The organism is Treponema sp. (genome assembly GCF_052169735.1).
Taxonomy (GTDB): Bacteria; Spirochaetota; Spirochaetia; order Treponematales; family Treponemataceae; genus Treponema.
The window spans coordinates 16,879-38,693 of record NZ_JBQNBW010000019.1; the positions used below are offsets into that span (position 1 = coordinate 16,879).

Consider the following 21,815-nt stretch of genomic DNA (forward strand, 5'->3'; position numbering starts at 1 on the left):
TTGTTCCTGTTAGATGAGGAGATAGACATGAAAAAACGAACGCGATTCGTGATTGTTCTGGCTGTGTTAGGCCTCTGTTTTGCATTTTTATATCCCACCCTTAAATGGTATTTTTGGACAGATAAAGACGATAAGGCATTGGCGCTCGGTTCCAGAGAAAAAATTAAAGACTATGTTGTAAATATGACGAAAGCCGATGTAGATGCGCTGATTATTGCTGCAAAGGACGGCAACACCGATCCGGTTGCTCCTAAATATGAACCGTTAATCAAAGCTGCAAAGAAAAACTTAAAAAGCCTCGGTAAACCGGCTCCGGCTGTGTGGACGGCTGCGGACTTGCTTGCAGCTTTTCCTGAAAGTTCCGAAGATAAGGCTCGGTCGGCAATAAGCCCAATTCTTGAGGATTCATATAGAAGTAAGATATTGAGTATTAAAAATGCGCAGGCAAACGCGGTAAAGCTTGGACTCGATCTTTCCGGTGGTATGAGTATTATTATCAAGGCTGATTTGAGCGGGGTAACGGGAAGCGGGGAAACCGATCTTTCAGCTAAAAAAGAAGCGATGAATCTTGCGATAGATACCATTTCCAGCCGTATTGATAAGTTTGGACTTACAGAACCTGTAATTCGGCAACAGGGGGATGATCGTATTTATGTAGAAATTCCCGGTGCTGCCGATGCCGATAAGATTAACTCGATTATTATGGGACGCGGTCTCCTTGCATTCCATATTGTTGACGACGATGCCACAAGCGCCTTTTATTCTTATTATAATGCTAACCCTACCCGAACATTTGATGCAGACTACAATCTGCTTGATCCATCCATCATCCCGGAAGATACAAAAGTTCTCGGAATTTACAGTAAAGATTCATACGGACTGGATGAACGGCAAGGCTTTTTAGTTGTTAAAAAAGAAGCCGCTCTTGAGGGGAAGCATTTACAGCGTGTTACAACAACAACAAGCCAGACAAATGAGCCGCAGGTTGTTTTTGAACTTGATAGAGAAGGCGGGGAAATTTTTGCAACGGTTACCACGGCTAATAAAGGTAAACGGCTGGCAATTGTGTCGGATGATAAAATAAAATCAGCACCGAATATCAAGGAGCCGATTACCGGCGGAACGGGTACGATTAGCGGTTTTAGTGCTGATGAAGCAGAAAACTTGAAAACCATTTTGCGCACGGCATGGCTCAACGTACCGCTGCAGCTGGAAAATCAGCAGGTAATCGGAGCAAGCATGGGCGAGCTGGCAATCAATCAAGGTTTGAAGGCTCTTCAATGGGGGCTTATTGCGGTATTGGCTTTTATGCTGATTTGGTATCGTACCGCCGGCTTTAATGCGTGTGTTGCTCAGGTACTCAATCTTTATATCGTATTCAGTGTACTGTCGGCATTCAATTTAACACTGACACTGCCGAGTATCGCCGGTATGATTTTGACCATCGGTATGGCAGTAGACGCAAACGTTGTTATTTTTGAAAGAATTAAAGAAGAGCTTGCGCTCAACAAGAGTAGAGAAGCTGCAATTCAAACGGGTTTTGACCATGCTTTTTGGGCAATTATGGACTCCAATATTACCACGTTTATTGCAGCGCTCTTCCTTTCGATTTTGGGTACCGGTCCGATCAAAGGTTTTGCATACAGCTTAACGATCGGTGTTGTTTCCTCCGTATTTACAGCCTTATTTGTTTCTCGGTTAATATTCGACTTCGGTACGGAGACATTGCATCAGAAGAAGCTTCATATTAGTTGGAGGACGCTCGCATGAAAAAGTGTATAAAATTCAGCAAGCTTTTTACTGTTATGGTTATTTTCAGCTCCGCACTGATTGTTTCCGGTATTGCGGGCTTTTTTACCAAGGGTATTAACTTCGGTATTGATTTTCAGGCAGGTTTTATTGCAAAAGTCCGCTTTGCTCCATCGGCATTTATTTTAACCTATAACGGGGAAAAGAATGTACAAGTAGCACAGAACGGACAAGGTATAGACCTTACTGTCATCTCGGTTGATACTGAAAACAAAGTGTATTCCTTCAAATATACGGACTATCCGGAAATCGGTCAGTTTATTGATGCTGTGCAGCAGCAAATTGATGGTATCAAAATACAGACGCTGGCACCGGTAAGTACCCCATTACGGGATGTGTTTATTACTGCTGAAACCTCCCGCGTAACGATGGAACCGTTTAGAGTGCATTATGTTCCGTCTCAGATACAGCCGATTGATGCTGATGAGGTTCGGCATGCACTTGCCTCTATTCCCTCTGCTTCGGTGCAGCAAGTCGGCGAAGCGCAAGACCGGGTTTTCCAAATCCGTTTACCCGATAACGGTACCTATACCAACGCAAATGCCGAACTGCGAGCGGTTATCACTACTGCACTGGTTACAGCATATGAAGCGGATAATTTTGTTGTGTTGAGTACGGATTTCGTTGGTTCCCGTTTTTCCAGTTCGCTTGCACAGCAGGCTATCTTGTTAGTGCTTGGTGCATTGTTCTTGATTTTTTTCTATGCGTTGATCCGATTCCGCTGGACATTTGCTTTGGGAGCGGTACTTGCATTGATTCACGACGTACTAATTATGCTTGCCTTTATTGTATGGTCACGTATGGAGTTTACGTCAACAACTATTGCAGCAATTTTAACCATTGTCGGTTATTCAATCAACGATACCGTTGTTGTATTCGACCGCATCCGCGAGAACATCCGGCTTAATCCTAAGCTGCCCTTGGTTGAAGTTCTCGATTTGGCACAAACCGAAGTACTGACAAGGACGATTATTACAACAGTAACCACTATGCTTGCCGCTATTTCGCTCTATGCATTTACCTCAGGTAATATGAAAGACTTTGCTCTCGCACTTATTGTTGGTATGACAAGCGGTGTCTATTCAACAATCTATATTGCCGGTGCTTGTATTACCTTCTTCTCCGGCAAACGGACAGCAGCAGGTGATTTATTGCAAACAAAAAAAGAAGTCATCTCCGGTGTAACTGTCTAAGACAGATAGGCGTAAGATGAAAAAGCCCCGCCCATTATCTTTGCGTGTTTACAAGGATAAAGGCGGGGCTTTTTATTTTTGTAGAAATGGTGCATACCCGGCACTTGGGTGTATCGTCACTCCCTCAAAAAATCAGTATGTGGGAATGACGCTCTGCACGAACAACGGATCATCTGTAAAAAACTAACCGCGTCTTAGGAATGACCAAAGGTTTTGTTTTACTTTTACACCGCGGCTGACCAACCTGATGCTCCGCACCGGGTGATGGTTACTTTTACTTATGCGGGTTCAATACGGGTGTATTTCCCATCAGAGCCGAGACTGAAAAACTCATCATGTTCGATGTCTGCAAGCCAACCTATGTTGAAGGTATCAGCGGCTGTGTTGCTTGCAGGGGTTATTTTTACTGCGGTACCGCAGCTGGAACTAAGCTCCCGCGGTACCGGTATCAGCTTTATGCTCATCGCTCCTGTACGCACAGCCTCATGGTTTTCAAGACTGCGCATACAGAGCATCGCTTCGTAATGGGTATTAAACGTTACAATATAGCAGCTGCTCATTTTGTAACGCTGATTTTCCAACCGTCATCAGTGGGTGCAACTGTTGTTGCAGCCTTCATCTTATCGCAAAAACGGATAACATTTTCTTTTGAGGTTTCGTTATCAACGAGTACCTCAAATGCCTGATGCCCATCAAATGCTTTTTTTGTCCGTACTACCGGTTCGGGGCAAGAAAGTCCCCGTGCGTCTACTGTATAATCTGCCATAAAAATCTCCTTATTTTTCTCGAGAACCTCTAAAAACAATACTTGTGTTTTTAGAGGTCTCTATTCTTTTTTGTTTATTTTTTTACGACGATTTTCCATGCCTTGTTGTCAAGCCGGTCAAATGCTACTACTTCATGATTGTTCTCTTGGCAATGGCGCGGTAAAGTGGTAACTGCTTCAGGGCAAGTAAATTCCAGTTCGATGAGTTGTCCTGTTGCTGCTTCTTTTAATGCTTTCTTTAATTCAATCAGCGGAATAGGACAATCCAGTCCTTTTGTGTCAATTTTCAGTGTGTCCATAATAGAGCTCCTTATATTTATTTTGTTTATCTCTAAAAAACAATTAGTTTTTAGAGCAGCCGTTTTAGGCATCTTTTCTCATTAAAAGTAATTGCGTTCCGGTCCAAATACCGAGGCTGATAAACAGCAAGCCTGTCCATGCTCTAACCGACAATTGTGCAGTGCCTGTCAAACCGTTTCCGATCAAACAGCCCTGTGCCCATACTGCGCCAATCCCCATCATAATGCTGCCTACCATCGTTTTAACAACGGTTATTGCATTTGTTCCGACTAGGGTGAATTCGCCGCTGATAAACGCAGTAATAAACGAACCAAGGATAATGCCGACAACAAGCATACTTGCCCAATTGAGGCTGTAATTGTTGTTTGCAATCACATTGAACCACGATAAAAGCGGTGTTGTAATACCGAATCCGCCATTTCGCCCTGTACGGTTACTGAAGTAAAAACCTGCTGCCATCAAAATACCACAGAGTACGACAATAATTTCTTTCGACCATATTTTTTCGCAGAGCAAGTGGCGCAGTCCTGAATATTGTTTAGGAAGGCTAAACTTCGGCTTATGTGTTTTATAATACCGGAACATCACAATATAAAGCGGTATAGCTATTGCAGCGAATATCCCTGCCGGAGCAGGTATATTCTGATAGAGCGTATCATTGACAAGTGCTTTTGATGCTAAAGCCTGTGTAACGGGCTTTAATGCTCCTTGTTTCGCAAATGCTGCACCGATCATAAATGTTATTGCGGAAATAATCCCAGTTATTCTTCCATCTCCAGTTTTTACGAGTGTAGAGACAATACAACCGTTTGTTAAAATAGCTCCAAAACCGAATATAAAACTACCTGTTATCACAGAGATAAGCGGGAAGCCTTTCAGCTTCGGCATCGGTACCAGTCCTGCCGAAATCATTAGATGATAGAGAAGACCTTCCGTTGCAATTAATGCTAAGATTAATAGAAGGTTATAGGTATATCCCTCAAGCCGAACATCCCGAATAGTGCCGGTTGGACAAAATCGCCCCCGTTTTAAGAAAAATCCGAAAATAATTCCGATAACCAAACCTGAAATCATAGTATATCCTTATATAAGCTGAAAGCTTTTAGCTTCTGCACGAAGCTGCTTTCTTTTTACCTGGAACTCCAAAAGTATTTTTAGAGTCTGGTTTTTGCATATTACCGGTGGCTCCTGTTTGTATGGGAAATTCGCTATCCATTTGCCATGCATTCCAACCGCCGTCATAGACAACTGTATGTTTCCATCCTGCAAGCTGTGTCATAAACCAGGATACACCAGCCCGCCATCCTGTCCCGCAGTAAAATGCGAGCTTGTCGTTTTGGCGAATATTCTGTCCTTCCCACAATGCGAATATCTCCACTGGGTTGCGCAATGTGCCGTCAGGATCATAATAATCGGCCATGTTGGAAGAGTCTGTCCCGGCAAATCCCCAAATTGCACCAAGCGGTTCACCCTTACCGGGGATATAATCATAACCGCTGACCTGTCCTATATATTCGTCCCATGCTCTATTACTGATTAATTTTAAGCCGGCTGCTTGTTGTGTCATTGCTTCGGCTGGGGTTGATACATTGACAGAAGGATGTACCGGTATGACGGCACCGAAGTCTCTTTCTGATTGAGGTATATTTACCTTTGTCTCTGTTGGTAAGCCTGCATCAGTCCATGTAGTAAGATTCCCATTTAGAACACGGACATCTTCTACTCCTGCCCATTTTAGAGCCCAGAACACACGGTACGAAGCCAGCTGATTTGTGGCAGAATACAGAATAATCGTTTTATTTTTGGTAATACCTGCTTTTAATAGATTCTCTGTTATTACTTCCGGTTCACGTAGGTTCCAAACCGGACCGTTTTCTATCCAGTCTGTGTCAAAATGATACGCACCTTTTATATGCTGCACATAGGCATCGCTTTTTTCGAGCGGTCCCCATGAAACTTCAAAGACCATAAATGCATTGTTATGATACGTTTCAGGACTTTTTCCTTGCATAAGCGCATCAAGCCATTGCGGGGAAATACTCAAGTGATAATTCGGCAATGATTCCATCGGATAGGTATCAGAGTTCGCGTATGCAATGAAATCACTGAATTTCTTAACCTTGTATCCCCTTGCAGCAAAGTCAACAGCAACTGCATGTACATCGTCGGTATTCGTTCCATAGATAACAAGCGTTTTATCCTTCAGAATGCCTTTTCCGGCTGCGAAGGATTCAAAAAAGGTATCATCAATATAGTCGAGCCACGGTTTTGAAAATTGAACGGCACCTTTAATGTGTCCGCCGCGCTGTGCTTCTGCTTCTTTAAATCCGTTGTACAAACTGTCGTTTCGGACATCGATGATGATATACTGCGGATTCTCAAGATTTTTCACTAAGTCTCCGATTGCTATGCTTCCTACTGAATTGGTATTACAAGAAATATATAAAAATGTTACACCAATGAGGCTAAAAAAGAATAGAGATTTCCATTTTTTCATTTTTCTTACACCTTTTTACTTATTCTTGACAGCGTAATATACGCTGATACAGGCTGTTACGATGAGTCCGATGATGACGGCAATCATACCCGCGCTTGTCGGTCCCTTACCGGATGAAGCCAGTCCGAAGTTGTGTGCAAATGCAGCACCTGCAATTAAGCCGGTTACGGTGATTGCTGAGTCGGTATTGCCTTCTCCGGTGAGGATGAGCTGACGCAAAGGACAGCCGCCGAGCAGGACGCTTGCCCAGCCTACCAGTACCATACCGAGGGCGTTCCATAAGCCGTCGGTGTGTGCAACGGCTTGTCCTGCAACTCCAAGCTTAAACTGACCGGTGATAACGGCGCCGATGAGTACTGCAACAACGATAGAAATGCTTCCCATCAAGAGGTGAAAATCTTTGAGCATGATTGCATCGCGGATACCGCCTGCAGTGCAAAGGCGGCTGCGCTGTGCGAGTGCTCCGCTGACCAGTCCGATAATCAGCGCAATAGCGAGCGGTGCATGCATGGAACCCGGTCCTTTCTCACTAAAAACAAGGACAGCGGGGAAGGCGATGAGCAGCACCAAAAATGCAATCATCACGATAGGTGCCATCACCCCTTCCTGTTTTGATTGGGGATATGCGCGGCTAAGCGAGAAGTTCTTGTTGAGGAATACAACACCGATACCAATGCCGATAACAAAACCGACGAGTCCGAATATGGCATTCAAATCTCCTGCTCCCAAGCGCAGGAACATACGCAAGGGGCAGCCGAGGAACATCAATGCCCCTATCATTACAAAAAAGCCGAGCACAAAGCGGGTGAAAGGCGCTGAACCGCCGCGCGGCTTAAACTCTTTTTTTACGAGTGCAATGGCAAAAGCACCAAGCAGCAGTCCGATAACTTCCGGTCGCATATACTGTACAACCGCCGCATTATGGAGTTTCAAAGAACCTGCCATATCACGTAAGAAACACGCGATACAAAAACCCATATTGCCGGGGTTCCCGAATTTTACTAATGCTACAGCTGCAAGTCCGATAAACGCGCCTGTCAGCACTACCATGAAATGTTTTTTCATTTCATTCCTCCTATTTTTACTATTTTTTATGATAAAACAATAAAAAAAATGATATATAGGTTATGATACCAACGGAGACCTGACTTGTCAAGTTTTTCAAGCCGCGGATATATCACTCGTTTGACGCTTGACAAAAGCCTATAATTGTAGAAACTATATACATAATGCATGCGTTTTTTGTACAAGTTGATTCTGTATTCAGAAATCCGATTTTTCTAGCGGCTATCACCAGCTGGCTATTCAGTCAATTTATTAAGACGTTTCTTGGATTTTGCGGTTCGTCAGTACATAGTTTTCGGGTTTTTATTGATTTATTGATATGGAGAACCGGCGGTATGCCGTCGAGTCATAGTGCCTTAGTAACCTCATTGTGTACTACTATCGGCTTTAGAGAAGGTGTTACCTCCAGTTTATTTATTTTTTCTTTGTTCTCTGCAATGATTGTTATTAGAGATGCTATGGGGGTTCGCCGTTCGAGCGGGGTTCAGGCAAAAATCTTGAACGAACTGGGCTCAAAGATAGCGGAAAACATGCATGTTCCTTTCAAACCGGTAAAGGAAATACAAGGGCATACCCCTATCGAAGTCTTTGCCGGTATGATCGTCGGCATCCTCATAGGCACGTATTTTTCACTTTACTATACAGCTTAACCCATGAAGCGGCTGAACGTTTTTTTCTATTTTTTGTCAGCGTTTATCGCAACGGGAACGCTTTTGCTATTTGCAGTGCTGCCGCTGAGGTTGAACCGGTCTGTATGGCACGGCTACCGGCTGTTGGTTGTTCCTGCTGCGGCAGATATTGAACCCTATATCAGCGCTGCAGAGCGGACTGGCATTCCGGATATTGTATCGGAACTTGCTATTGACCGGCGTTTTGCTCTTTTAGGGGGTAATAAACATGGGCTGTACCCCTTTACCGATCAGCAACGGTACGGACAGTGGTTTTCCGATGAGAACTCCACGCTGCGGTATTTGTATATTCCATACACCTCTTTTGCGGTTTTTATAAAGTTTTTCTTTCTTTTGGTATTACAGCAGCAGCTGTTTTACCTTGAACCGGCATTTCCGTATATGCTGATCAACGCAGTGCTTGCCGGTGTTCTGTTTATATGCTGCCTTGCCGGATCGCAGAAAAAAACACTCTTTTTTCCTGCTGCATTCGGTTTTTTGTGTTACGCTGCATCGGTAAGGAGCAGTTTGTCGGCTGTAACCGCGCTGCTCAGTATATTCGCAGTTGCTTATTGGCTTGAAGCTCTAGAGAATGATGCTGCACTCCCTCTAAAACAACTCAAAGAACGTATTCAGCATAATGTGTTTATGTTGATTCTGCCTGTTGCACCGCTGATCATGGCTGTTATTGACGGAGTAGTACCGTTTTTGTTTTTTGTACTTGCCGTGGTGCTGTCTGCAAGTGCGGTGTTTTCGGTGTATAGCTTTTTGCAGCTGCGGGAGACCTACTTGGATGAGCAGCGGGAGCACCCGCCCTTAAAAATACTTGCTATGCACCCTCAGTCATGGACACAATTTTGGCATACCCGCTATGCACGAACCGTAACTGTGCTGACCGGCTGTTTACTGCTGTTCGCTGCCGTATATCCGCTTGTTGGTTCTTTTAATCGGCTTGACCGCTCCATTACTAAGCTCTCTGTTCCGCAGCCTGTGTCCCGGCATACCATCCCGTTTACCGACACCGGTTTTTTTGCTGTCCGGAATACACAACAGCAGGGCTGTCTTCCCGATCTTACTAATTATATAGAAGATTATTGGTATGCTGCCGCAGTACCGTACCTCAATGTCCACGCTCCGCTGCAGCCGCTGCTCCCGAATACTCAGATACTTTTTGACTCTTTTACTGAAGACACTGCCGGAGTGCTGCACCGGAAAGAAAAAGCTGTGCTTACCTTTAACACTGCGTTTATTTTACACGTTTTAAAACATGAACATATCGCCCTCCTCCCGTTGGAAAAAATGTTGAGAGCTCAAGCGGGGTTTGTTGCAGCAGTGGTGCAGCCGCTGAAAATCCGGACACTTGGACTGTTTACCGCGTTTTTTATCAGTTTTAGTACATTGTTATTTCCCGGTATTCTGATTATAATAACCAAATTGCAATGATGGAATTTATACGGTTTAAACGAGGACAGCAGCAAGCCCGGTATATCCGATTGGAACCTCAATTTGAAGGTAATGCTTTTTTACCGCAGTATGCGCTTATTCCGCTGTCTTTTCAGACACACATGAGTACTCTCCCGCTTGTTTCCATAGGAGACCCTGTAACTGAAGGACAGGTAATAGCACGGGCTGGCGACAGTACGTCTGTGCATGTGCATGCCTCGGTACCGGGTATTGTAACGGGATTTATTGATTCGCCGCTGCCGAACGGACAGTTTTTCCGCGGGATTCATATCCGAACTGACGGTGTGTTTGATATGTTGGGAAAGCAGCGAAACCCGTACCCGTGGCGCCAAAGCGATCAGATGACACTGCTGCATTTTTTCGATCTTGCCGGTTTAGTCAATACCGCACGAGGTGTCCGCTCCTTGGCTGATACGCTCAGAAATGCGATAAAGAAAGGGACAAGAAAACTGACCGTAATGCTGTATGATACGGATCCCACCTGTATGCTCGATTCGTTTTTAACACGCCGGTTTCCCCATGAGATTGCCGAAGGAATCTGTATTGTTGCACGGGCATTGGAGGCAAGTTCGATTACTATTGAAATGTCTGCTGATAAAAAAGACCGAATGTTGTCTGAACCGATTGCGGCTGCCCTGTCCGGCTATGAGGTAAACGTTTTGACCGTACCGCCTGTTTATCCGCCGGAAAGCACGCAGACTCTGATAGCAGAAAACGGCGGTGTACTGATTGATGCAACAACGGTTCTGTCGGTCTATGAATGTGCAAAATATAATCAGCCGATGATGACAGTGTATCTCTTGCTGACAGGAAATGCTCTTGAACATGCACGGGTGATTAAAGTGCGCATAGGCACCCCGATTGGGCGCTTGATTGAAGAGTGCGGCGGTTTTAAAACAAAGAATACGCATATTATCATCAATGGATTGCTCGGCGGTAGCCTTGTAGACAGCCTTGATTTACCTATAGGAAAGGGAATAAAGTCTGTTCATGCAGTGGGAAAAGATATTGATATTCAAAAACAGCTGGATGAATGCGGGCATTGCGGACAGTGTTTCCGCAGCTGTCCGGCATGTATCGATCCGATCACTACAGTACGCGCAATCCGAAAAGACCGGTATACCGCTGAAGTACGGGAAGCTATTGCAGCCTGCCGCGGCTGCGGATGCTGTTCTGCAGTATGCCCTGCACGGATACCGCTGTGCACGATTATTAAGTCGGCGGCTGCACAAGGAGTAAGCCATGCCGTATAACCGAACCCAACGCTTTCCGGCACCGTATATTTATTCTGGTATCAGTACACAGAGCCGGGTGCGGCTTGTTATAGCCCTCTTAGCGCTATACATTGCAGTGATGGGAATGGCTCATGACTTTTCCGGAATTATGCTCATTATCTGTACCGGTACCGCAGCCGTGTCAGCTTCTCTTTTGATAGGCTATCAACAGGGGACAGTATCATTCGACATACATGCTTTGCTTGCCGGTTTATTGATGGGCTTTTTTATCCCTGCTGACGGAGGTCTTGTTTTTAGCTTTTTCATCGCTTTTATGAGTTATTTTCTCAGCTGGGGAATTTTCGGCGGTAAAGGTTCATCGTGGGTGAACCCTGTCATGCTTACTGTGTGTATTGCTGCTATTTGCAAACCGGCATGTTTTGTGCATCCTGTTGACGCGGAACAGATAATTTCCGGCGGCAGCGTCTATGCAGCATTGGAAAGCGCCGGGGTGAGCAGGATTCCTGCAGATCAGTATCTTACATCGCTTTTTAATTCAACTGTGCTGCATAACATCGGGGTTACCTTACCGGAAGGCTATCTCAGTCTCCTATTTGTCTATCCTTCATCTATACCTGCGTTCCGCTATAACCTGCTCACACTTTTTTGTTCTATTATATTGCTGTCTTCAAAAGCATTGCATAAGACGCTTCCCTTTGCCTTTCTCGCTGTATATGGGATGCTGATCTATTTTTTCCCCTCTGCACACAAAGCAGCGCCGTTGGGAAGAGGCGATATATTGTCAGCTCTGTTGACCAGCGGAGCCTTGTTTTCTGCTTTTTTTGTGATGAATGATAGCGGCTCTATCCCCCGGTCTTGGGGCGGTAGGCTTATTTCCGGCATACTTACCGGTATTTTTGCCTTTTTTATGAGCGGTACAGCAAGAAATCCGGCAGGTATTCCCTTCGCAGTCCTCTTTACGGATTGTATTAATCCGCTCATTGAGCAGGGGGAAAGAGTCTTTTATCAAAAAAGGAGACGGGCATTATGACCGATACGGCGTCATATACTTTTAAACGATACGCCGTACTGGCAGGAATAATACTTATATTGTTGAGTATTATTTTCGGCTTATCGTATGTAAGGAGAAAAAACGAGATCAAATACCTCACTGTTGCTGCGGATTCCTTACTGCGCCTCTATCCAGCTTTTGCTGATCAGCCGGTTTGTATTGGCGGACGGGTTGATGGGGAGGTTCCTGCAGGGCTTTCTTTCCGTGCGGTACTGCGTGCATCGTATAGAGAACGTGATGCGTTGATCTTTTTTTTGCCCATTACCGGAAAATACGGTGTGTATTCGGCGGTCTTCTTTTATGAGAAGACTCTTGGCTGTGTGTTCTGCGGACTTGCGGGAGTAAATGCTGTACCTGATATGCTTGGTACATACGGAATAACACCGGCTGCTATAAAGGTGCATCAAACAAAGATCGAAAAATTGATGCAAAAATATCCGAGGTAGTCCATGATCAATACATCCGTTATCTTCTTTTTAGGCTTATGTCCGCTTATTCCGCTTGCAGCACGTGTTGCGGATGGACTTCTCTTTATTGGAGAGTTTTGGTGCTTATTTGCAGCCGGCAGGGCAGGCAGATGGGCAGTATCTTATTTTAAAATAAAAAAACACTCACCTTTGCTCGTTTACTTGATCATTCTTTTAGCAGCCGGTCTGTATGTGCAGGCAGTAGGCTGTTTGTTTCCAGTACCGGTAATGACGATAGAAGCGTATCTCTATATTGCTGCTCTTTCGTATATTCTCTCCATCAGTATCGAGAAATATCAAACAACAGGAGACTCCTTAGGGTTGCCGCTTGCGTATTCACTGCTGCTTTTGGGTGTTTCTGTTATCCGTGAGGTACTTGCGTTTGGAACGCTTTCCTTTCCGGCTCCTGCAGGGCTGTGGTCTATCCGGATTATGCCGGGACGTGAGTCCTTGCAATTTTGGGGAAGTACAGCGGGTATTTTGATGCTTCTGGGGATTGGTTTGTGGCTTTTCCGTAGTTTTCAGAAAGGAGAATTGCTTCCTTTTCAAACTGATGAGTCCCGCCGGAATAGAGTCTAACAAGGAGCCGGTATGTTCATTGTCTCGTTGATCTTTTTTTATAGCTTTCCCGCATCAATGCTGTTTATCCATGGACTTGGATTGGAACGGCTCTCTATGAACGTGCGCTCATCCCGCGTTATTCTTCCGTTTTTACTAAAAGCAGCGCTTGTGATGCTCTGTGCTGCTTCGATAAGCTGGGTTCTCAGCCTCTATTTTTTTCCGCTCTTGCGGCTTTCTTTCCTTATGCCGGTTTGTTCTCTGCTGATTGCGTATGGATGTGAGCAAGGCATCAGTTTAATTATGCCCGATCATGCGGTTAATGAGACCGGCTTGATGGGAGAACGGATATTTATCGGCGGCACGGTGCTTTTCGCTCTCTATCATGCCTTTAATTATGCTGAGCTGGTTGTTATTGTTCTGTGTTCGGTGCTAACTCTCGGTGTATGGTCATTTGTACTGTATGCGATTAAACGGAGAGTGGATGAAAGTTCAATGAGCGCGCAGTGGAAGAATGCCCCCCTATTGCTGATCAGTTTGGGTGTTGTTGCATTAGCTCTCTACGCTTGGGATATGGTCTGGGTGTAACTTTCGGTTATGAAGTGTTGTTTACCAATGCAGCCCTATAGTTTTTTCACGGCTGCTGCTTTATTTTAATAAGACGGAGTATATTCGCTTATGAAACGTTGTTGTTGTCTCGTTCTTTTTTCTCTTTTTATCTGGAATAGCTTTGCACAAGATAGTGTAGATAGCGGTACTGCTGATACGCCGTCCGCACAAACGCCTATCACTGCTTATGTCTATGAGCCGATTCGGAAGGGAGACCAGTTTATCAGGATGGGCTTACAGTTGGGAATCCCGCTGTTTAATACATCGCCTGAGAAGTTTGCTATTAAAACCAATATTTATCCCGGCGGGACTATCTTTTTAGGATATGAACATTATCTTACGAAAGGTGTTTCTTTAGGCGGTGATTTGGGGTTTAGTTTTTTTCCAACCCTTGGGAGTAATCTTTATTTTGCTATTCCTTTTACCATTAACTCAGGATATACTTTTGCAGCCGGCAAGTTCCGTATTCCGCTAACCTTTGGAATTGGCGGAGATTTTCAGTCGTATAATGGAACGCGGTATTTCAGTCTTTTACTAAGACCCCGCGGCGGCTTCTTCTATCAGTATTCCCCTGAATGGTCATTCGGCGGTGAATTATCGTGGGATATTGTACCGCAGTGGTATAAGGATACAACCTTGAACCGTACCGGCAATTTTTTAAATATCGGTTTTGCTGCCCGGTATCACTTCTAACGACCGAGCGTTTCCCAAAATTCAAGTGTGTGTGGGAATCGCTCTGAGCAGAACCTCTTAAAAACTCAAGCGAGATTTTTAGAGGTTCTTTTAAGTATAAGGATTAAAGTATGAAAAAAAACATAGGTATGCTTGCACTGATTATGTGTGGTATCTGTCTGATTCCGGCATGTACCAATCCTCCGATATTTGCCGCGATAGAACAGGAAGTACAGCTCAAAAATGCATCGATCAAAAGTTTTGTGTATAAAATGGTTAGGCTTGAAAATACGCTCTTTGCAGCAAACGGAGCGCTATTCAAAAAGGAGCTTGGTGACATCAGAAAATGGGAGCCTATCCGTGAGGTAGACGACTACGGCCGCTGTATCGGATTAGCGGAAGATGATGCCAATCTGTACGGTCTGTTTGGAGACAATGGCAGTTTTAAAGTGTATAAAGCTGATAAAAACGGTGCCAACTGGGCTGCCGTTACCGGTATGGATAGCGCTGATTTTCTTGCAGGAACCAAGACTGTTTTTGCAGCTGATACCGGCAGTAAAAAAATGTATGTATTAAGCGGCACCTCTGCCGGTACGAACTGGTCTTTACCGGATAAGGTGATTCCTGTGGGTGCTGCCGGTGTATATTGTTTGCTGGGGAACGGCTTATATACTGAAGCAGGGACTCTTGTGAATGGAAGCCCAACTACAGATCTAAAAGGTATCTGTGAAGGGCCCGGTAATGCCGTGTTTGTCCTTGATGCTGCCAATCTTCATTGCTACACCGGCTCTGGCTGGTCAAAAATTGCTCATAAGGTTGAGTCTCCGCAGGGTATAACCTATTTACCGCGTAAGCGGCTGGTGCTGATCGGCGGGAAAAACGGATATGGTGAAATAAAACTGAAAGAAGGCGCTGATTTGGCAAAGGCTGAGCGTGTTTCTGCCGGGGCAGAGGGGTCTTCAATACCGCAAAAAAATTATGATCAATATAAAAACAGTGTCGGTAAATGGCTGCTTAATCCGATTATGGCATTTGATTATGAGAATACCGATAAAAACGGATATATCATTTACGCAGGAGCGTTAGATCCGAATGCAACCTATTCGGGACTTTGGGGCTTTTACTATGACCAGCAAATAGAATGGAACCGTGAGTAAGGATTTATTTGAAACGGCGGCTGCTCAGGAGCGGCTGCCGTTGGCTGCGCGGATGCGCCCCCGTAATCTGGACGAATATATCGGTCAGGAACACATTGTCGGGAAGGGGAGGCTGCTGCGGAGAGCTATTCAGGCAGACCGGCTTTCCTCTGTTATCTTTTTCGGTCCGCCTGGTACAGGAAAAACAACCCTTGCACGGGTTATTGCCAATCATACAAAAAGTAATTTTTTAAGTTTGAATGCGGTGCTTGCCGGAGTTCAGCAAATACGCGCCGCTATTACCGCAGCAGAAGAGCATAAAAAGCTGTACGGAAAGCCGACCATCCTCTTTGTGGATGAAGTCCACCGGTGGAACCGCGCACAACAAGATGCGCTGCTCCCGTGGGTGGAAAACGGTACGGTAATCTTTATCGGTGCAACAACCGAAAATCCTTTTTTTGAAGTAAATAAAGCTCTCGTCAGCCGCAGCCGGGTCTTTCAGCTCAATGCGCTCACCGATGCGGAACTCCGGCTGACTGTAGAACGGTGTGTCCAAGATCAGGAACGGGGCTATGGGCAGTGGCATATTGCATTTACAGCCGGGGCGTTGGATCACCTGATCGAAACCGCTGCCGGCGATGCCCGCAGCTTGCTGAATGCGCTGGAATTGGCAGTTGAAACCTCTGTTGAACACTGGCCGCCGCCTGCGGGGACGGACATTGTGATAAACATGCAAACTGCCGAAGAGAGTATTCAGCAAAAGGCTGTCCTCTACGATAAGGACGGTGATTATCACTACGATATTATCAGCGCATTTATCAAATCTATCCGGGGCAGTGATCCCGATGCTGCACTGTACTGGCTTGCCCGCATGGTGAGGGCAGGGGAGTCTCCGAATTTTATTTTCCGGCGTATGTTGATCTCTGCCTGTGAAGATATCGGGCTTGCAGACCCCCATGCTCTTACAGTGGTGAACAGCGCAGCGGCAGCTTTTGACCGTATCGGATTGCCGGAAGGACGGTACCACCTCACTCATGCGGCGCTCTACCTTGCAACCTGCCCTAAATCAAATAGTGCGCTCGGTTTTTTTGATGCGCTTAAAGCTGTGGAGCAGGAGCAAACCGAGGTGCCGAATCACTTAAAAGATGCAAACCGCGATGGGGATTCTCTAGGGCATGGGGCAGGCTATCTGTACCCCCATGCGTACCGGGATCACTGGATTGCGCAGCAATACCTCCCTGATGAGCTGATCGGCAGGGTCTTTTATACGCCCGGCGCAACCGGCTACGAACAAACCATACGGGATGAGGTGCTGGCAAAGCGGGAAACCCAGCTTGCTGCTCTGCAGGAAGCTGCCGATAGCGCTAAAACCGGTTATACCGCGGAAGATTGGCAGGTGCGGACGGAAGGCAGCAGCGCCGAAATCCTTGAACATATCCGCGATACGCTGATAAAGCTGGCTCAGTTGGATGCTGATGACCGGGTGCTGGTCTACCGGGCAGACGGAGGGCTGCTGCTGTGGGCAAGTACCCGCATTGCGGTGAACGGCTGCACAGCAGGACTTTTTGAACGCAGCGAGGCGCTGGATGCGGCGCTACGGTATGCTGAAACCTTTGAGGTACTGCACCGTCCCATAACGGCGCTGATGCCTCCCACAGCGTCAGCATGTGCAGACGAAATCTCTGCTCCTTCTGAGGCTGCGTTATTTCCCGGTGCCTCCGTGAAACATGCTGCCGAGACAGCATGTGTATGCGGTGCATCTGCCGCAGGCTACCAGCAATCTCATCTCAATCCCCATACAAACCCTACCGTTCAGCCGCTCTTTCCCGATATAGTTTTTGATGCAGTACTCGCCTACAATCCAGCCGCAACCCTACCGGATTTTGCGCATTTTTTCTCCCGGATTGCAGCGGAACAGATTGCCGGCGCCCGTGTGGTCTTTGCGTTTCAGCTTCCGCAGGAAGGCTTGCGGCTGGCATCGCTGCTCCCGCCCGGTGCTGACACACAGCGCTTCACCGCTGCCGAATCGGCATTTTTTACCGATGCTCAAAACGAGCGGCTTTCGTGGACACCGGATATGGTTGCAGAATGTGCGCATAATGCAGGCTTTACTCTACAAACCGTTGAACGAAAAACATATCAGGAAAGGCGGTTGATCACACAGGCAGAACTGCACCGCTGGTTTTCCGAAGATTCTGAATACGGAAGACATATCCGCTCCTCTTTTGCTGACGATCCGGCAGTGCTTGAAGCTATTATCAGACGGCTGGAGCAGTGCTGCCGTAAACCGGTGGAGTGTGGGAGAGGGGTGGGGTATATCTATATGCACTTGTAGTCTTTTGCAAATATACGGCATATCTGCGTTGTCGCTTAACAAAAAACAGTCCTCGACGTATCAAAGATACGCCTGCGGGTGTTTTTTGTACGCTCCTAGCATCTACGCCGTCTCTTTGCAAAAGCTTACGGAGGTGTGTGCATCTACTGCGTGCTGCACAAAAATAAATGCACACGTATCAAAACTGCCAAGGAGGGCAGTGGTTCCACACAGAAATGAGATTTGCGAAATGCAAATCTCACAGGTCAAAATGTGCAAGGATGTACATTTTGACCGTGCCTGCGGGTACTTTTTTGCCTAACTCCTTGTATCTACGCCGTCTCTTTGCAAAAGCTTACGGAGGTGTGTGCCTCTACTGCGTTGTCGCATCGTCAAAACTATACATCCGTGTATAGTTTTGACTACGAGTTTCGGCATCGCCGAAACATCGCTGCTGCGTGGAACTACCGCCATCCGTGGCGGTGCTGCAATAAAGCCTCGACGTATCAAACCTACCAAGGATATTCGTGGTTCCACGCAGAAATGCGATGTTCTAAATCGTGCTATTTGTGCGATTTAGAACTCGTTGACCTATTCGAAAACGCAGTTATCGAATAGGTCTAGTATTGTAAAGCGGCAAAAACCGCTCTATGGCTTTTTATCGGTACCGAATAGAAAGATATTACTACACAATGATTTAGACCGCTATATTGCAGATACACTGCAGAATTTCCGGAACATCTCCGCTGGAGCCTGGAAGCCTCTTTTCTGTTTCTTGCATCCTATCCGCAGCCCATTAGATAAATGAACCTCCAGCTACAAAAGCTACTTTTACAGCTGGGGGCGTATTTGTAAAAGCCGTCGGCTAGTGTTTACTCAGCCAATCCTGCCACTGTGCTTCGCCTTTATCCAAAGTAATTACTTCACTGACATACCTATTTTGAACAAAGTCATTCGCACCACCGTAGTTAAATAAATACGGTCTACCATCCTTATGCCATATTCCATATGGAAAAATTCTATTTTCTCCAAAATTATTGTCTACAACGTATATCGCAACCACCCTGTTCATGTCATCAAATACGGCTCCCCAAAGGGTAATTGCATGTTTATAATCTTTGTTATCCTTTGTACCACCAATAACAACACCTATTGCCTTTTTATGACTTAACGCATCCCAAAGGGTCGTATTAAATAAATTAATATCTTGTTGAATAATAGTTGTTTTAATTGGGGATTTCTCCGAATCTTTAATTGTCCCTTCAAATACGTCTTTAAATAAAGCAGGTCCTTTATAGTCTTTTTGTCTAGAAATGTTATCTCTTCCACATAAATACCAAACAAGTCCATGATCTATATAATCTCCATTAGCACTGTTATGTGCTTTTGTTCTAAAAGTTTTTGCTATATAACTTTTCTCCGGCTCTTCATTATCGGGAGAATTCCGTTTATAAAAATGTTGATATTCATCCTTTTCAGGACCTGTTATATTTTTCTTTGCTATGTAATTATTTATGTTTTCTCTATTTTGTTCAAACCACCAATGTAGCATATTGGAAGCTGTTTTAGCCCAACACTGTGCACTATCACTATAAACAGAGGCTGTTAACTTTAACGGATATAATTTTCTATTATTAAACCACTTTGTATTATTACTCTCATACCAATAAAAAATCTTATCATCATCCCAATAAAACTTTTTCGTTTGCCCGGGAAGAGGTGTTTCAATTTTTTCTTTTTCAACCTGTGTCGGTTCACCTATTCCGTGTACCCATTTTATTGTTACATTCGGATTCTTGTTCTCTTCCTGAACTACTTTTACTTCGAGTTTTTCCCCCTTGGCATTTTTGATCTCTTTATTGAATTCATCCTTGAAGTTAATATAGGCAGTCCGCTTCCATACGGTTTTATTTTGAGTAGCTTTTAGGTGTATGGTATCTTTCTCCACATCTGTAGTGGTGTCTGTACTAACAATGCTCAGCCAACCGCTTCCTTCTCCAACAATTGTAGGCGTATATGAAAGCTTGCCATGGAGAGTTTTTATTTCAAGATTCAGATTTGATTCACCACTTTCACTCGTAATTTCTTTTTCTATCAGTTCAATTGAGGGTCTTTGTTTTATGGTAATAGCAACCGTCGCTGTAATTTTGGGATCGCTTTGAGACCTTACGGTTATGTTTACAGTTCCCTCCGATTTGGCAGTTACCGTACCATCGTAAGCAACATCTGCTTTATCATTGTCTGCGGTGTAGGTAAGCTCTTTATTGGTTGCTTCATCAGGTTGCGCTTTTGCTATGATTCTATAGCTTTCACCGATAAATAAAGATGCAGGTGTCGTTCCCTCAATCACAATGCTTGTAACCGGTACCGGCGCTGCCGTAACGGTTAGGTTTACCGTTTTTGAAATACCGTCAGCGGCTTTAATTGTAATGTTTGCATCTCCAACCGCTTTTGCGGTAATTTTTCCTTCATCGGTTATGGCGGCTATTTCTTCATTATTCAATGAAAAGGTGAGTGTTTTATTCGTTGCATTTTCAGGTATAACATGCGCCTTTATTTGTTGGTCGGTACCGTTTACCAACGAAATAGTAGTTCCATCGGGTTCAAGAGAAATACCTGTAACAGGAATATACGCTGCAGTTACGGTTACATCGATCTCTTCTAAAATAGTTCTTGTTGCTTTTACCGTAATCTTTGCACTTCCAACCGCTTGAGCAGTAATCTCCCCGTTGGCATTTACGGACGCAACCTTTTCATTGCTTGAAGTATAGGTGAGTTTTTTATTCGTTGTATTTTCAGGTTTTACTTTTGCATTAAGCTTATATGTTTTCCCAGTAGTGAGCGCAATCTTCTTTGTGGTAAGCTCCGGTTCAAATGCAATATCGGTAACAGCTACGGTCTTGGTAACTTCGGTAGGCAAAGTATTATTATTACATGCTGCAAAGAACAGAACTGTTAGAACAGAAAAGAAGCTAATTAAAATTTTCTTCACGAGTAGACTCCTATAAAAAGTCAAGCAGAAAGTCTCAACTTTCGATTGACTTTTCACGCATGTTCGCAACGAAGTCAGAACATGCAGATGATATACAAGTTTGCACTTGAGCAAACTCAGGTTAAATAAAAGCTAGGCTATTTGTACAGCTTTTATTTAAAACTCCATAATAAAAATGCAGGATTCCCCAACGCTGCGCATCAGAGAACTTTTACTTCTTTAATTGCCCTATATATACAGACTAATTGAAACAGTGTCAAGGGGTACCGGCAGGGGTTCCGCATTATAAGAAGTTGAAACTTTTTATAGCCACTAATTCAGTGTTTCTACTTCCTGTGCGGTTAAGCCGGTTGCTTTTGCGATATTGTCAATAGATAAACCCATCACGAGTAAGTTATGTGCTGTTTCGAAGGCTTTTTGCCGTGAGCCTTCAGCGAGACCGAGTGATTTACCTTCAGCAAGACCGAGTGATTTACCTTCGGCAAGTCCAAGGGATTTACCCCGTTCAACCCCTGCACTGAATTGTGTCTCTGAGATCGTCGTTATATCGCTTTTCAGCTTCATTCTTGACTCATACAGTTTCCGTTCTGTCGGCGATAAAGTTAATACGTCTATTTTTTCATTCAGCATTTGTAATACCGGTGACATCGTTGCTATCATATTCTACGCTCCTCTCTATCATCTTTTGAAAATATGCGGGCATCTACTTCGTTATTTCACAAAAATTAGTCCTCAACGTGCAAAAGCACGCCTGCGGGTAATTTTTGTTCATGCCTCGTATCTGCTCCACCTATTTTCAAAAGGGTTTTCAGAACCGCCACGGACGGCGGTGGTTCCACACAATAGCGACGTTTTTGCGTGAGCAAAAACTCGCGTTCAAAAATTGACAAGGAGGTCAATTTTTGAACTTGCCGGTAAGTCTAAAAAATGTACCTCAAGCACATCCGTCAGTGTGGTATGCGCGGTCTTTTCTTGTAGCAGGTACTCTGAATGAATAGCGTCATTGAGCCTGAAACCGT

21 protein-coding genes are annotated in these 21,815 nt (G+C 44.9%); 13 read left to right on the top strand and 8 right to left on the bottom strand.

Going from position 1 to position 21,815, the window contains the following annotated elements; translation table 11 throughout:
- Nucleotides 1-27 precede the first annotated feature (27 nt).
- Together secD and secF are read left to right on the top strand one after the other, a co-directional pair.
- Entirely contained in the window at nucleotides 28-1,770 is a 1,743-nt protein-coding gene (gene secD / locus ACTTJ8_RS04760) for a protein translocase subunit SecD (protein WP_442716306.1), read from the top strand.
- Entirely contained in the window at nucleotides 1,767-3,002 is a 1,236-nt protein-coding gene (gene secF, locus ACTTJ8_RS04765; protein WP_442716305.1) for a protein translocase subunit SecF, read from the top strand. The genes secD and secF overlap by 4 nt, the downstream gene beginning before the upstream one ends.
- A gap of 278 nt (nucleotides 3,003-3,280) precedes the next feature.
- On the opposite strand, the gene ACTTJ8_RS04770 is transcribed toward secF, so the two are convergent.
- The 6 genes from ACTTJ8_RS04770 to yedE all read right to left on the bottom strand — a co-directional run bounded on the left by ACTTJ8_RS04770 (nucleotide 3,281) and on the right by yedE (nucleotide 7,630).
- Nucleotides 3,281-3,562 (bottom strand): putative Se/S carrier protein, encoded by a 282-nt coding sequence (locus ACTTJ8_RS04770; RefSeq protein WP_442716304.1) that lies wholly within the window; start codon nucleotides 3,560-3,562, stop codon nucleotides 3,281-3,283.
- Nucleotides 3,559-3,768, bottom strand: a complete 210-nt coding sequence (locus ACTTJ8_RS04775) for a sulfurtransferase TusA family protein (protein ID WP_442716303.1) — start codon at nucleotides 3,766-3,768, stop codon at nucleotides 3,559-3,561. The genes ACTTJ8_RS04770 and ACTTJ8_RS04775 overlap by 4 nt, the downstream gene beginning before the upstream one ends.
- Before the next feature lie 74 nt (nucleotides 3,769-3,842).
- Nucleotides 3,843-4,067 (bottom strand): sulfurtransferase TusA family protein, encoded by a 225-nt coding sequence (locus tag ACTTJ8_RS04780; RefSeq protein WP_442716302.1) that lies wholly within the window; start codon nucleotides 4,065-4,067, stop codon nucleotides 3,843-3,845.
- Nucleotides 4,068-4,131: 64 nt separating this feature from the next.
- Nucleotides 4,132-5,142 (bottom strand): YeeE/YedE family protein, encoded by a 1,011-nt coding sequence (locus tag ACTTJ8_RS04785; protein WP_442716301.1) that lies wholly within the window; start codon nucleotides 5,140-5,142, stop codon nucleotides 4,132-4,134.
- A 28-nt stretch (nucleotides 5,143-5,170) separates the two neighbouring features.
- Nucleotides 5,171-6,565 (bottom strand): sulfurtransferase, encoded by a 1,395-nt coding sequence (locus ACTTJ8_RS04790; RefSeq protein ID WP_442716300.1) that lies wholly within the window; start codon nucleotides 6,563-6,565, stop codon nucleotides 5,171-5,173.
- A gap of 15 nt (nucleotides 6,566-6,580) precedes the next feature.
- The gene (gene yedE / locus ACTTJ8_RS04795; RefSeq protein WP_442716299.1) at nucleotides 6,581-7,630 is read right to left on the bottom strand and encodes a YedE family putative selenium transporter; all 1,050 of its coding nucleotides are present in this window, start codon (nucleotides 7,628-7,630) and stop codon (nucleotides 6,581-6,583) included.
- A gap of 164 nt (nucleotides 7,631-7,794) precedes the next feature.
- Here yedE and ACTTJ8_RS04800 point away from each other — a divergent pair, with 164 nt between their 5' ends.
- The 11 genes from ACTTJ8_RS04800 (at nucleotide 7,795) to ACTTJ8_RS04850 (ending at nucleotide 18,422) form a co-directional block, all read left to right on the top strand.
- A complete protein-coding gene (locus tag ACTTJ8_RS04800) occupies nucleotides 7,795-8,280 on the top strand; it encodes a divergent PAP2 family protein (RefSeq protein ID WP_442716298.1) in 486 nt (161 codons plus the stop codon).
- A gap of 3 nt (nucleotides 8,281-8,283) precedes the next feature.
- On the top strand, nucleotides 8,284-9,741 hold the full coding sequence (locus tag ACTTJ8_RS04805) for a hypothetical protein (RefSeq protein ID WP_442720473.1): 1,458 nt from the start codon (nucleotides 8,284-8,286) through the stop codon (nucleotides 9,739-9,741).
- On the top strand, nucleotides 9,738-11,015 hold the full coding sequence (locus ACTTJ8_RS04810; RefSeq protein ID WP_442720474.1) for a 4Fe-4S dicluster domain-containing protein: 1,278 nt from the start codon (nucleotides 9,738-9,740) through the stop codon (nucleotides 11,013-11,015). Before ACTTJ8_RS04805 ends, ACTTJ8_RS04810 begins: the two co-directional genes overlap by 4 nt.
- Nucleotides 11,005-12,027 carry an RnfABCDGE type electron transport complex subunit D gene (locus tag ACTTJ8_RS04815; protein ID WP_442720475.1) on the top strand — a complete coding sequence of 341 codons (1,023 nt, stop codon included), beginning with the start codon at nucleotides 11,005-11,007 and terminating at the stop codon, nucleotides 12,025-12,027. The genes ACTTJ8_RS04810 and ACTTJ8_RS04815 overlap by 11 nt, the downstream gene beginning before the upstream one ends.
- Nucleotides 12,024-12,494 (top strand): hypothetical protein, encoded by a 471-nt coding sequence (locus ACTTJ8_RS04820; protein WP_442716294.1) that lies wholly within the window; start codon nucleotides 12,024-12,026, stop codon nucleotides 12,492-12,494. The genes ACTTJ8_RS04815 and ACTTJ8_RS04820 overlap by 4 nt, the downstream gene beginning before the upstream one ends.
- A 3-nt stretch (nucleotides 12,495-12,497) precedes the next feature.
- On the top strand, nucleotides 12,498-13,094 hold the full coding sequence (locus ACTTJ8_RS04825) for a hypothetical protein (RefSeq protein ID WP_442716293.1): 597 nt from the start codon (nucleotides 12,498-12,500) through the stop codon (nucleotides 13,092-13,094).
- Nucleotides 13,095-13,106: 12 nt separating this feature from the next.
- Nucleotides 13,107-13,661 (top strand): hypothetical protein, encoded by a 555-nt coding sequence (locus ACTTJ8_RS04830; protein ID WP_442716292.1) that lies wholly within the window; start codon nucleotides 13,107-13,109, stop codon nucleotides 13,659-13,661.
- 90 nt (nucleotides 13,662-13,751) lie between these two features.
- Nucleotides 13,752-14,375, top strand: a complete 624-nt coding sequence (locus ACTTJ8_RS04835; protein ID WP_442716291.1) for a TP0733 family outer membrane beta-barrel protein — start codon at nucleotides 13,752-13,754, stop codon at nucleotides 14,373-14,375.
- 110 nt (nucleotides 14,376-14,485) lie between these two features.
- Nucleotides 14,486-15,511 carry a hypothetical protein gene (locus tag ACTTJ8_RS04840; protein WP_442720476.1) on the top strand — a complete coding sequence of 342 codons (1,026 nt, stop codon included), beginning with the start codon at nucleotides 14,486-14,488 and terminating at the stop codon, nucleotides 15,509-15,511.
- Entirely contained in the window at nucleotides 15,504-17,825 is a 2,322-nt protein-coding gene (locus tag ACTTJ8_RS04845) for an AAA family ATPase (RefSeq protein WP_442720477.1), read from the top strand. Before ACTTJ8_RS04840 ends, ACTTJ8_RS04845 begins: the two co-directional genes overlap by 8 nt.
- A gap of 324 nt (nucleotides 17,826-18,149) precedes the next feature.
- Nucleotides 18,150-18,422, top strand: coding sequence for a hypothetical protein (locus ACTTJ8_RS04850; protein ID WP_442720478.1), 273 nt, complete (start codon nucleotides 18,150-18,152; stop codon nucleotides 18,420-18,422).
- 247 nt (nucleotides 18,423-18,669) lie between these two features.
- On the opposite strand, the gene ACTTJ8_RS04855 is transcribed toward ACTTJ8_RS04850, so the two are convergent.
- Together ACTTJ8_RS04855 and ACTTJ8_RS04860 are read right to left on the bottom strand one after the other, a co-directional pair.
- Nucleotides 18,670-20,796 (bottom strand): IdeS/Mac family cysteine endopeptidase, encoded by a 2,127-nt coding sequence (locus ACTTJ8_RS04855; RefSeq protein WP_442720479.1) that lies wholly within the window; start codon nucleotides 20,794-20,796, stop codon nucleotides 18,670-18,672.
- A 312-nt stretch (nucleotides 20,797-21,108) separates the two neighbouring features.
- A complete protein-coding gene (locus ACTTJ8_RS04860) occupies nucleotides 21,109-21,456 on the bottom strand; it encodes a hypothetical protein (protein WP_442716287.1) in 348 nt (115 codons plus the stop codon).
- Between the last annotated feature and the right edge of the window lie 359 nt (nucleotides 21,457-21,815).

What these genes read in the sequence shown, in the direction of transcription:
- ACTTJ8_RS04825 (WP_442716293.1), top strand. Translation starts at nt 12,498, where the DNA reads ATGATCAATACATCCGTTATCTTCTTTTTAGGCTTATGTCCGCTTATT.
- ACTTJ8_RS04835 (WP_442716291.1), top strand. Translation starts at nt 13,752, where the DNA reads ATGAAACGTTGTTGTTGTCTCGTTCTTTTTTCTCTTTTTATCTGGAAT.
- yedE (WP_442716299.1), bottom strand. Translation starts at nt 7,630, where the DNA reads ATGAAAAAACATTTCATGGTAGTGCTGACAGGCGCGTTTATCGGACTT.
- ACTTJ8_RS04820 (WP_442716294.1), top strand. Translation starts at nt 12,024, where the DNA reads ATGACCGATACGGCGTCATATACTTTTAAACGATACGCCGTACTGGCA.
- ACTTJ8_RS04770 (WP_442716304.1), bottom strand. Translation starts at nt 3,562, where the DNA reads ATGAGCAGCTGCTATATTGTAACGTTTAATACCCATTACGAAGCGATG.
- ACTTJ8_RS04775 (WP_442716303.1), bottom strand. Translation starts at nt 3,768, where the DNA reads ATGGCAGATTATACAGTAGACGCACGGGGACTTTCTTGCCCCGAACCG.
- secF (WP_442716305.1), top strand. Translation starts at nt 1,767, where the DNA reads ATGAAAAAGTGTATAAAATTCAGCAAGCTTTTTACTGTTATGGTTATT.
- ACTTJ8_RS04810 (WP_442720474.1), top strand. Translation starts at nt 9,738, where the DNA reads ATGATGGAATTTATACGGTTTAAACGAGGACAGCAGCAAGCCCGGTAT.
- ACTTJ8_RS04840 (WP_442720476.1), top strand. Translation starts at nt 14,486, where the DNA reads ATGAAAAAAAACATAGGTATGCTTGCACTGATTATGTGTGGTATCTGT.
- ACTTJ8_RS04805 (WP_442720473.1), top strand. Translation starts at nt 8,284, where the DNA reads ATGAAGCGGCTGAACGTTTTTTTCTATTTTTTGTCAGCGTTTATCGCA.
- ACTTJ8_RS04785 (WP_442716301.1), bottom strand. Translation starts at nt 5,142, where the DNA reads ATGATTTCAGGTTTGGTTATCGGAATTATTTTCGGATTTTTCTTAAAA.
- ACTTJ8_RS04830 (WP_442716292.1), top strand. Translation starts at nt 13,107, where the DNA reads ATGTTCATTGTCTCGTTGATCTTTTTTTATAGCTTTCCCGCATCAATG.
- ACTTJ8_RS04790 (WP_442716300.1), bottom strand. Translation starts at nt 6,565, where the DNA reads ATGAAAAAATGGAAATCTCTATTCTTTTTTAGCCTCATTGGTGTAACA.
- ACTTJ8_RS04815 (WP_442720475.1), top strand. Translation starts at nt 11,005, where the DNA reads ATGCCGTATAACCGAACCCAACGCTTTCCGGCACCGTATATTTATTCT.
- secD (WP_442716306.1), top strand. Translation starts at nt 28, where the DNA reads ATGAAAAAACGAACGCGATTCGTGATTGTTCTGGCTGTGTTAGGCCTC.
- ACTTJ8_RS04780 (WP_442716302.1), bottom strand. Translation starts at nt 4,067, where the DNA reads ATGGACACACTGAAAATTGACACAAAAGGACTGGATTGTCCTATTCCG.
- ACTTJ8_RS04800 (WP_442716298.1), top strand. Translation starts at nt 7,795, where the DNA reads ATGCATGCGTTTTTTGTACAAGTTGATTCTGTATTCAGAAATCCGATT.
- ACTTJ8_RS04860 (WP_442716287.1), bottom strand. Translation starts at nt 21,456, where the DNA reads ATGATAGCAACGATGTCACCGGTATTACAAATGCTGAATGAAAAAATA.